This window comes from Pseudomonas sp. Leaf48 (assembly GCF_001421885.1).
Lineage (GTDB): Bacteria > Pseudomonadota > Gammaproteobacteria > Pseudomonadales > Pseudomonadaceae > Aquipseudomonas.
Genome location: NZ_LMLH01000024.1, coordinates 1 through 10,125, shown reverse-complemented (window position 1 = coordinate 10,125; position 10,125 = coordinate 1). Strand labels below are relative to the sequence as shown.

The window sequence follows — 10,125 nt, the reverse complement described above, 5'->3', positions numbered from 1 at the left end:
TTTTCGCTTCACCCTCAAGCGCGACTACCCGTCCCGCGAACAGGTCATGCAGTACCAGGAAAGCGACCTGGCCTTCATCAGCCGGATCCTCGCCGAAGTTGGCATCTGGTACCGCTGCACCCAACACGAAAAACTCCACTTCGACATGGTCGAATTCTGCGACGACCAGCGCTGTTACCAGTTCGACGTCGAGCTGCCGCTGCGCTCGCCATCGGGCTTCAGCAACAGCGACGAGGACAGCGTCTGGGCCCTGCAAACCCGCCACCAGGTGGTAGAGCAGCAGGTCAACGTGCGCGCCTACCACCCCGAAGACAGCCGCGCCTACCTCGATGGCGAAGTCGACCAGACCCAGGGCGAGCCGGCCGCCCACGGCAAAGTCGAACGCCCCAGAGAGGACAGCGTCTGGGCCCTGCAAACCCGCCACCAGGTGGTAGAGCAGCAGGTCAACGTGCGCGCCTACCACCCCGAAGACAGCCGCGCCTACCTCGATGGCGAAGTCGACCAGACCCAGGGCGAGCCGGCCGTCCACGGCAAAGTCGAACGCCCCGGCGCCGACAACACCTACGGCGAGGCCTACCACTACGCCGAACCCTACCGCGTGCTCGGCAAGGCCCACCTGCGCGACGAAGACCTGCAAAGCGAAAGCGGCTTTTTCTACGCACGCCTGCGCCAYGARCGCTACCTCAACAACCAGACCCACCTCAGCGGCACCAGCAGCAGCGCCACCCTGGCCCCCGGCCAGGTCCTGACCATCAGCGGCGACACCCCCAAGGCCTTCGCCCCCCGCGTAGTGATTAAAAAGATCGCCATCCGCGCCGCCCGCGACCGCAGCCTGACCTGCGATTTCNCTACGCCGGCGACACCTACGGCCTGCACCTGCCGCTGATCGCCGGCACCGAAGTGGCGATCGCCTTCGAACAGGGCGACCCGGATAGACCCTACATYGCCCACGCCTTGCATGATGACCAGCATCCGGACCTGGTGACCATGCGCAAYGACCAYCGCAATGTGTTGCGTACTCCGGCCAACAACAAATTGCGCCTGGACGACACTCGGGGGCAGGAGCACATCAAGCTCAGTACCGAGTATGGGGGCAAGAGCCAGCTCAATCTGGGGCATCTGGTGGATGCCAAGAGGGTCAAGCGCGGGGAAGGGTTTGAGCTGCGCACGGATGATTGGGGCAGTCTGCGCGCGGGCAAGGGCGTGTTCATCAGTGCCGATGCGCAGCCCAAGGCGAAGGGTAAACAGCTCGACATGGCCGCCGCCATTACGCAACTGGAAAGTGCCTTGTCGCTGGTACGTTCCCTGGCGCGCGCGGCCAGTAATGGCGCAGTGACGGCGGGTGATAGCGACAGTCAGGCTCGTCTGGTCAAAGCCCTGTCAGGCTTGTCCGAGCCGGGGGTGTTGCTGCATGCCCCGGCGGGCATCGGGGTGATGAGTCCTAAAGCCGTGTGCCTGGCTTCCGGTGGCGAAAGCGTGGGGATCACGGCGGCGCACAACACCGATATCAGCGCCGGGCAGGACTTCACTGCCGTTGCTGAGGGCAACGTGAGCCTTTTTGCCCACCAGGCCGACCTCCAACTCAAGTCCGCCCACGGCAAGGTCGAATTGCATGCCCTGACCGGTCAGTTGCACGCCCTGGCCAAAAACGACATGAAGATCGAAAGCGTCGCTGGTCGTGTGGAAATAAGTGCCCCGCAGGAGCTGATACTCAACTGCGGCGGTGCATACATCCGCCTCAAGGGGGGCGAAATCGAGCTGGGTGCCCCCGGCAACATCTACCTCAAGGCCGCCCATGTGCAAAAGGTCGGCGCGGCCAGTCTGGAGACTCCGGTCACACCGCTACCGACAGGCTACGCAGGCGGCTACAGCCTGGCGGATGCGGCTCAGGCCTCGAGGCCGTTCACCCGTTATCAGGTCACGACGCAGCAGGGGGAGGTGTTCAAGGGCGTCACCGATGAGGCCGGGCGGACGATGAACGTGCATACCCTCGTGCCGGGTGATTTGAAGATTGAGTTTCCGGATTCCGCTCTTTATGACGAACAACTACGTCTGCTCGGCCCTAATGGCGAATTGGCAAACAACATCAAGTACACGGCTAAGTTGGCAGACGGCCGAATCCTGGATGGCGTGACTGATGAGCAAGGTTACACGCAGCGGTTGGTGACCGAGAAGCCGACGCAGATCACCCAGTTGCTGCTGTTTCCACCGGAGGGTGTGCAACCGCTTTGTTGCGCGGCACAAAATGCCCAGGCGCCAATACAGGTTGATCTGACCGCTAGTGAGGTTTCGACCAACGATAAGGACGTTGGTAGCTCTACAAAAGATGTTTCCCTGCCCAAAGGCAAGAAGCGTTCGCTGACGTCTGGCGAAATTTCCATGGCTAGGAGCGTTTTTAAAGACGCCGTCAACTACAGCAAGGTCAAAGTACATCACGGCGGATGGTGGTTGTTTGTCTGGTTTCAGAATACGGCGGTGACGCCGAATGGGGAAATGTATTATCCGGCAAGCACTAAGTACTACAGAGATGATTTTTCCAATACCACTGATGATCGAGATAAGGCGTTGTTCATGCATGAGATGACCCATGTCTGGCAGCACCAACTGGGTTATCCGGTAAAGAAACAGGGCCTGGCGGTCAGCAGTCGAGGTGCTGAGGCGTATGCATACACATTGTTTGACGATGGTAAGTTTTCAAATTACAACATGGAGCAGCAGGGGGAGATGATTTCGGACTATTACATGATTTGTGTAATTGGAAATCCTCTCGGAGTGTGGGATTGGAAGAATGAAGGGAAAAGTCCAGAACTTCTTTCGGCTACGCTTGAAAGCTTCCTGAATGATCCCTCCAGCAAGAAGAATCTTCCAGGATGAATGTGCCCATGAAATCGATTTCATTGTTGCTGGTTGTGCTACTTTGCTTTGTGGAGGAGGTGAACGCTACATCTTTTGGCCTGCTCGGCGAGGGCAAGATTCTTGCTATCAATAATAAGCCGGCTATTTGTTTGCCGAATGATGCAGGCAAAAATTTTTCAGTTGGATGGATATCAGTGTCCGAAAGTTATGTGCGAAATGCCCCTGGCTGGGCGGTTGCGTTGAAGTCGGATGCCAAGCCTCTGGTGTTGCAGCCAGGGGGGTGCATTGAATTCGGTATTGTTCCAGATGGTTATGAATTATACGAAGGGAAAATACAAATACCCTCACTTAAGTTTGAGGAAAATAAAACCTACATCTTTCGTCTGAGTGAAGCATATAAAACTACTGACACTTATCGGGCCGCTTTCTGCGTGAAGAAAGCCGTGAGTGGCATTTTTGAATATCTTCAGTATGAGCGACTTCCCGATGGAGCAGAAATGACTCCAGTCTGTGGTCGGGGAAAGCATGATTAAATTTAATGCTAACAGCTAAAGTCGATAGTCGCAGGAATCTCAGGCTCACATAATGATGAGTTGTAGGGGGGTTGCTAAATGATAGATAAATCTGACACAAAAATTGTGGTTGGTTTTGACGGGCAGTTTTGTAGATAACGAAGTTGACTATGAGCATGTCGCGAGCGTTGTGAAAAAATACTATCTGTCGGAGGTCGAGTTTGATTTTTTTGAGAGGGTCGCACCGTGTGTATTTACAATGTATTCACGCTAGCGCCCTTGGTGTATTGGTTTTTTGATGGTGATCAACTTTTTTCTGAAAACGAGTCGCTCTTAAAGAAGCAGGCCAGCAGAGGTCCCGCGTCTAATTTAGTCATCGGGAAATATTGTTTAAAGGGATGTTATGAACGACAGATTGCACCGCACTGACACGCTTATTCCTGTCAAGACTGTTATATGCGGACCACAAAAAAAATATTGGGTGGAGTTCCAATTGCTGGATGAGCAGGGTGAGCCCTTGCCGAACCTGCCCTGGCGCGCCGTGAACGAGGCCACTCGATGCGGTATCGCGGCCGAGTATTCAGGACAGAGCGATGCCCAAGGGGTGATTCGCATTGAGGGGCTGCATCCGCTGGCCATTTCCTTGCTGATGGAGCCCGACCCATTGGCGGAACAATTGCAAGGTCGGCGCCTGCGTGCCGTGCGTCCCGAGCCACCGCGGCCGGGTATCGGTAATCGCACACCGCTTTATGGTCCTCAGCGCCCGGGGTTCTCGCCGATCGAGGAGCAGGCGCGTGGTGCGGGTCACGACTATCACTACCTGCGCATTGGGCAGTTGTGCAGTCGGGAACCGATGTTCGAGCCGTCACTGGAAGACCCGGGCGAGCTGCCGGCTTTCCATTTTCCGGATCCTGAGTGGAGTGGCTTTACTGTTGGCGACGAAGAACTGGATCGTCGGCATGTGCTGGAGGTTTGTCCATTTCGGGCCTGGTCGCTGGTATTGCATCACCAGGCGGAGTACAGCCTGGCGAATGCTTATAACTTGGGGTTGATGAGTATTCTGGCGTACAGCACGTTGCCTGAGAAAGAGCATGGATCTGTCAAAGAACTGTTTGAACAACAATGTCTGGATCTGTCGCGAACTCCACGGGTTTTGGACAAGGGTCAAGCATGGCCGTGCTTGGTAATGGATGTTCCATTCAATGAACGTTACTTTGATGTGAAGTCGATGGACACTAGGCAGGCTCAACCACCAGAAGGTAATACTCAGCTGTTTTTTGCCATCAGCGCCACGCAGGTGCTGGTCGCCTGGCGCGGTACCGAAACCGATGGGCGTGCCGACCTCATTACCGATGTCACTTTCCGTCCCACCAAGCCGAAAGTTGCGACCCACTGTGAGGCAAAGGTCCCTTGTGGTGACCTGACCTCAGCAGGCAGCGTGCACATGGGCTTTCGAGATGCCTTCGAAGTGGCCATAAGGAATTATCCAGAAGAACTACGCACGACGATTCCTGAAGAAGCCTTACTCAAAAAATTGTTCATCTGCGGCCACAGTCTGGGTGGAGCACTAGGCCTGATTCACGCAGCGTCGCTAAAAGAGCGTAACCCTCTGCTGTACACCTACGGCATGCCGCGCACCTTTACGCTTAAGGCCATTCAATCACTGAACGACCTTTGGCATTTCCGCCATGTTAACGACACTGACGTCGTCCCCCGTGTCCCTCCCGAGGCGGCGCTGGACAATTATCTGTATGACCTCTACGGCACGATGGGCACGGTGATAGGGTTAGGCTGGTCGATCGGCCAGTTGTGGCTCAGTACATCGTTCAAACATGGCGATCCCTACAGCCATCACGGCGAAGTCGCCATGTTTTTCCGGGCTGAACAACACCAGGAACAATCGTTCACACCTTATCCCGCCTACCGCAACCCACAGGGCCAGCCCTATCGCAGCACCATCTCCTACAAACTGCAGGAAATGGCCAAGTTGTACCTGGTGCCCAGCCTGAGTACAGCCGAAGAACAGCAGGCCGAACAAGCCCAGGAACGTTTGCATGCGTCGCTGGATGCCGAAAGCCGCGCCAGGTTTTTTCCACCGTACAGTAACCCGGTAGTGGGACGGATGCTGCGCATCGGCGATCACTTCATGTCGCAGTACCAGCCCTATATCCATAACCAGCTAATGGAGTCGATCAATCCCGAGCGCGAGCCGTTGCTGGAGCGGCAGGTACAGAGGCGCAAGTTCGAACGGCAGATGAAGGAGTACTACGGCAGCATTCCCGCGGATGAGTACACCCGTAACAGTGTGTTCCTTGAACTGCAGAGACTCATCGACCGAGCCTTGCAGGTGACGCTGCAAACCAACGGCGGCACCGAGGCGTTGCAGCGCTTTGATGCCATTGCCGACCCCAAGGCCTTTTACGAAAAAACCTTCGGATAAGTCCGTCAGGGGCAAAGGAAAAAGCATGCGACAAAAAATCTCCGTTGCGTTGTTCATTGCGTTGATCAGCCTTAGCGGCTGCGGTCAGGACTACACCCTGTCTCCGCCTCCGGACAGTGAACAAATAACGGTGACGGTCAGAGTTCCCAACGAACTGAAAGCGAAGATCATGCAAGTCGTCTATCGCTCAACCCTGTGTACTTTCACCGATTACACCGCCAGTGGTGAACCATATAGGCGTGATGAGTACCACCGCATCGACATACTACCCGTTAGTAGCGGGGATGATCTCTATGTAGCCAAGCTGGCGATAAGTGGAGGGGGAGCCTGTCAGTGGCGTTTGAGTAACGTCACCTTTGGTGTCACTTATGCGAATCCGGAACAGTTTGGAGATGACGTGAGTTCTGGAGTCGGGGGAGGGGTTGTGGTGGTTTTCGATCATAATAATTCACCACGTGGAGGGACGGGGATCTCTCGTAATGGAGATCTGATAATCCAGAAAGACTACTACCCCTGGATAAACGAGTCTTTTATTGGCGGATACGTGAAGGATGTGAGGTTGCTAGGTGAGAGTCGGGGCTACTATTTGAATTATCAGGCGCTCCAGGCAAGAGAAATATATTTCGAACCGACTCTTCATCCTGGTTTTTTGGTTAGTTCGAAAGGACCTAAAGTTAAGGAGGAAGGAAACTACGCGGTATTCAATTATCCTGATGGCAGTATTGAAGCCGTAGCACGTGCTCAGCCCGATTTTCGCAAATTGCAAGCCATCCGCCTTGCTGCGGAGAGTAAAAATTGAGAGCTGTGTATTACTTTATTTTGACAGTTATGACATTGAACTTAAGTGGCTGCGGTCAGGACTACAGCCTGTCTCCACCTGCAGACAGTGAACAGATTACCGTGACGGTCAAAGTTCCAAAAGAACTAATAGCAGAGACTATGCAAGTCATCTATCGCTCAACGCACTGTACTTTTACCGATTACACCGCCAGTGGAAAATCCTATCAGCGTGATGAGTATCATCGAACTGATATACAGCCGGAACGACAAGGAAATGATCTCTACGTAGCCAAGTTGGCAGTGAACGGAGGGGGGTCCTGTCAATGGCGTATCAGTAACGTGACCTTTGGAGTTACCTACGAGAAACCGGAGCAGTTTGGAGGCTACGTGAACTCTGGTTCGGGAGGAGGGGTTGTAGTGGTATTCGATCATAACAACTCACCACGAGGAGGGACGGGAATCAAAGTGGATGGGGATTTGTTCATCCGGAAAGATTACTACCCTTGGGTTAAAGAGAACTTTATCGGCGGGTATAGTAAACGTATTAGCTTGGCGGGCGAGGGCGATATCTATCTCGGCTATCAGGCAATGCAGGCGCGCCAAGTCTATTTTGAACCAGTTCTTCATTCGGGTTTTGTAGTTTATTCGGCTGGTCCAAAAATAAAGAAAGAAGGTAACTACACCACCATTACTTATCCAGATGGCAGTGTTGAAACAGATGGTCGCTGGGGGCCTAGCATCCGCAAGTTGCAAGCCATCCGCCTTGCTGCGGAGAGCCAGCAATGACCCCGTCGTTCTTATGGGATTCAGGAGCTCTGAAGTTTAGCGCTAGCTTCAAAGGTTTACCTAGGCGCATGCCTTTTAATAAATCACTAGATCACAAGCCCGTATTCAACGGGCGAAGAGAGACTTAAACCCTATGTTTGAAGCATTTGTATTGTTGGGTGATACCACCACCCATGGCGGAGAGGTAATTACCGCTTCCTCCACGATTTTTATACAGGGCAAGCCTGCCGCGCTGGTTGGCGACAAGGTTCTTTGCCCGATACCGGGGCATGGGGTCAACGCGATTGTCGAGGGCAGTGCGGACTGGTCCGAAAACGACCTCGCAGTGGTAGTCAACGGCTGTCGCAGTGAGTGCGGCTGCCAGGTGATTTCCAGCATCAACGATTGCGTAGTGGGTTGAGCCATGGGGTGGGATCGTCGGGCACCCGAGAGGGTGCAAGCGCCAGCGCCTCCTGCAATGGGCCGTTGGCTATTGGCAGCGGGCTTGGCGTTGCTGGCCTGCACAATGCTGTTTTTGCTGCATGTCTCCGAGCGTGTCCCGCCACTGCGGGATGTGAACATTTGGGCGTTGGCGGGTTCGCCGCTGCTCATCTGGATTTTGGTGTTTGCCGCTCGTGCCAATGCCTACGGAAGGGATTTGAGCCATCAGCAGTTTCTGGAAGAAGAGGCGCAAGACGCGCAGCAATCATGGCAGAACTGGGCACAGCGTGGTTTGACGGTGAGTGCCAGTTGTGTGCTGTTGCCGGAGCAGGTGTCCGCCAACGTGCTGACGCAACCCGAGGCGAATCTGAAAATCCGCACAGGACAGGCATGCCGTATCGCGGCGTTGCCGTTACGGACGGCGCGAGCAGAGGCGGGCCTGCAGCTTTTGATGCCGGCGTTGACGCGGGCATTGCAAAGCTTGCCCGCGGAGCAGGCATTGCAAGTCACCCTATTGAGCGATGTCGAGACCGGACATTACCCGGCATTGCGTGATGCATGGCAACAGACTCGGATCGACGCGACGGGCAAGGCGTCGACCGCATTGGTCAGCGTGACCGGTGAGTTGTCGTTCCAGTGGATTGAGGACCGGTTGCATAAGGCCAGCGCCGATGCGCAGTTGATCATGGTGTTACAGGTTAACGGCGGGGCGGCGTATTCCGATGGTTTGGCGGCCTTGTTGCTGTGCCCGGACAGGCTCGCTCGGTCCTTGGCGTTGCCGCGACTGGCAGAGCTCTTGCGTCCCATGCCACTGGAAATCAGCGCGCTTGATAGCGAGCTGCCGTTGTTCCTGCAAACCCAGACACATGCCCGGCTGGTGAGCGGCCTGTTGGCGGACGCAAGTGTCTGGCAGCCAGTGCTCGGTGAGGTCCTGACTACGGCAGGCGCCCAAGGGGGCTCGCTGAAGGCGGAACAACAGTGGGTGCTGGAACACTCTTGTGGTCTGCCAGGCCCCTTCAGCCATTGGCTAGTAGCGGCACTTGGCGTGGAGTTGGTTCGGCATCAGCAACAACCCTTGCTGCTGTTGGCAGAAGACAACACGCGGCATTGGATCGGCACCATTACCAATAAGGACGTGATATGAAGAATGGGAGTAATGGGTGGCGGCGGGGCGGGGCGGCGGTGTGGATTCTTGCGCTGGTGGCTGTCTTGGCGAAGGCCATTTGGGGCTACGGCGATCGAGTCGGGCTCGAGGAGGATCACCACCGACTCGTGGTTTTTCTACTGATCATTGTGATAGTGACGATAGGGACTTTCTCACCTCGTCTGTTGATGCACTTCAAGCGACATCATCACCGCGAAACAGGTCTGGCAAACAAGGTCTATCCGAAAACGGATGCCGAATTGTCGTTGCCGAACCAGCCAGGTCTTGCGCCCGCTGAAATGCAGAATCAATTGCGTCAGCGTCATGGCCCGCTCTGGCGCCGGAAGGTCCGCCTCCTGCTCATCGTCGGCGAGCCCGACCAGATCGAAGCCATTGCCCCCGGCCTGAAACAGAAACGCTGGCTGGTGGACGAGGATGCCGTGCTGGTCTGGGGCGGCAGCGTGCGAAACAAGCTGGATGATTCAGTAATCGAGCGCTGCCGTCGCCTGACCCGCTGGCGGGCCCTCGACGGCGTGGTCTGGGCGGTGAGTGCCCAGCAAAGCGCCGAAAACGCAGCGCTGCGCCACGGTATGGATCATCTGCAGGACTTTGCGCACACGCTTGGCTGGTCGTTGCCTCTGCACCTGTGGCAGGTCTGTGCCAGTAACTGGGTACAGGACAAACGCCCAAGCCAGGCGGTCGGTTGCGCGCTGCCGTCACGCCTCACCGCATCAGATCTGGAATCATCGCTGCACGGTCTGCTGGGCCCCCTGCGTCAGGAAGGCTGGGCACAGATGAACAAGGTGACGGCGCATGACTTTCTGGTGCGTCTGGCGCGGGACCTGGAGGTTGGAGGCGTGGCCCGCTGGCGCAAGGCGCTGACGCCATGGTTTGGCGGCTCCCGTCGAAGCGTGCCGTTGCGCGGGTTGTGGTTCAGCCTGCCATTGAGCGACAAAACGACTGAAAAAGACGATCACTTCTGGCCCATGGATCCGGCATGGCAGGGTGTGCTCGGCGCGCCAAAGCACAGAAACCGTCGGCTGGGCTATAGCGCACCACGCATCGCTTATGGCTTGGCGTTGACCGTGACCCTGGTCTGGGGCGCCGGCCTGCTGCTGTCGTTCATCAGCAACCGCGTGCAGATCAACCATTTGCAGACCTCACTCAGCGCCCTGCAGCAAGCCGCC

Annotated in this window: 8 protein-coding genes and 3 pseudogenes; all 11 read left to right on the top strand. The window is 56.0% G+C overall.

Features of this window, described 5'->3' with window-relative positions; translation table 11 throughout:
* Window positions 1-361, top strand: a pseudogene (locus tag ASE98_RS26845) (contractile injection system protein, VgrG/Pvc8 family); the annotation flags it as partial.
* Window positions 362-427: 66 nt separating this feature from the next.
* Window positions 428-847, top strand: a pseudogene (locus ASE98_RS27280) (contractile injection system protein, VgrG/Pvc8 family); the annotation flags it as partial.
* Between the two features lies 1 nt (window position 848).
* Window positions 849-2,874 (top strand): DUF2345 domain-containing protein (locus tag ASE98_RS15895; RefSeq protein WP_442962709.1); only part of this gene is annotated, 2,026 nt, incomplete at its 5' end.
* 8 nt (window positions 2,875-2,882) lie between these two features.
* On the top strand, window positions 2,883-3,389 hold the full coding sequence (locus tag ASE98_RS15890) for a hypothetical protein (RefSeq protein WP_060542293.1): 507 nt from the start codon (window positions 2,883-2,885) through the stop codon (window positions 3,387-3,389).
* Window positions 3,390-3,492: 103 nt separating this feature from the next.
* Window positions 3,493-3,642 (top strand): DUF7079 family protein, encoded by a 150-nt coding sequence (locus tag ASE98_RS27775; RefSeq protein WP_442962708.1) that lies wholly within the window; start codon window positions 3,493-3,495, stop codon window positions 3,640-3,642.
* Window positions 3,643-3,771: 129 nt separating this feature from the next.
* On the top strand, window positions 3,772-5,808 hold the full coding sequence (locus ASE98_RS15885) for a lipase family protein (protein WP_060542292.1): 2,037 nt from the start codon (window positions 3,772-3,774) through the stop codon (window positions 5,806-5,808).
* A 25-nt stretch (window positions 5,809-5,833) separates the two neighbouring features.
* Window positions 5,834-6,607, top strand: coding sequence for a hypothetical protein (locus ASE98_RS15880; protein ID WP_060542291.1), 774 nt, complete (start codon window positions 5,834-5,836; stop codon window positions 6,605-6,607).
* Window positions 6,608-6,612: 5 nt separating this feature from the next.
* On the top strand, window positions 6,613-7,374 hold the full coding sequence (locus ASE98_RS15875; protein WP_236707808.1) for a hypothetical protein: 762 nt from the start codon (window positions 6,613-6,615) through the stop codon (window positions 7,372-7,374).
* A 133-nt stretch (window positions 7,375-7,507) separates the two neighbouring features.
* Window positions 7,508-7,774 (top strand): PAAR domain-containing protein, encoded by a 267-nt coding sequence (locus tag ASE98_RS15870; protein ID WP_060542289.1) that lies wholly within the window; start codon window positions 7,508-7,510, stop codon window positions 7,772-7,774.
* Window positions 7,775-7,831: 57 nt separating this feature from the next.
* A complete protein-coding gene (locus tag ASE98_RS15865) occupies window positions 7,832-8,938 on the top strand; it encodes a hypothetical protein (RefSeq protein WP_060542288.1) in 1,107 nt (368 codons plus the stop codon).
* A gap of 188 nt (window positions 8,939-9,126) precedes the next feature.
* Window positions 9,127-10,125 (top strand): annotated as a pseudogene (locus ASE98_RS15860) (ImcF-related family protein); the annotation flags it as partial.

Bases quoted from the DNA above. Each gene is read 5' to 3' on its own strand.
- ASE98_RS15885 (WP_060542292.1), top strand. From the start codon at position 3,772: ATGAACGACAGATTGCACCGCACTGACACGCTTATTCCTGTCAAGACT.
- ASE98_RS15870 (WP_060542289.1), top strand. From the start codon at position 7,508: ATGTTTGAAGCATTTGTATTGTTGGGTGATACCACCACCCATGGCGGA.
- ASE98_RS15865 (WP_060542288.1), top strand. From the start codon at position 7,832: ATGGGCCGTTGGCTATTGGCAGCGGGCTTGGCGTTGCTGGCCTGCACA.
- ASE98_RS15880 (WP_060542291.1), top strand. From the start codon at position 5,834: ATGCGACAAAAAATCTCCGTTGCGTTGTTCATTGCGTTGATCAGCCTT.
- ASE98_RS15890 (WP_060542293.1), top strand. From the start codon at position 2,883: ATGAAATCGATTTCATTGTTGCTGGTTGTGCTACTTTGCTTTGTGGAG.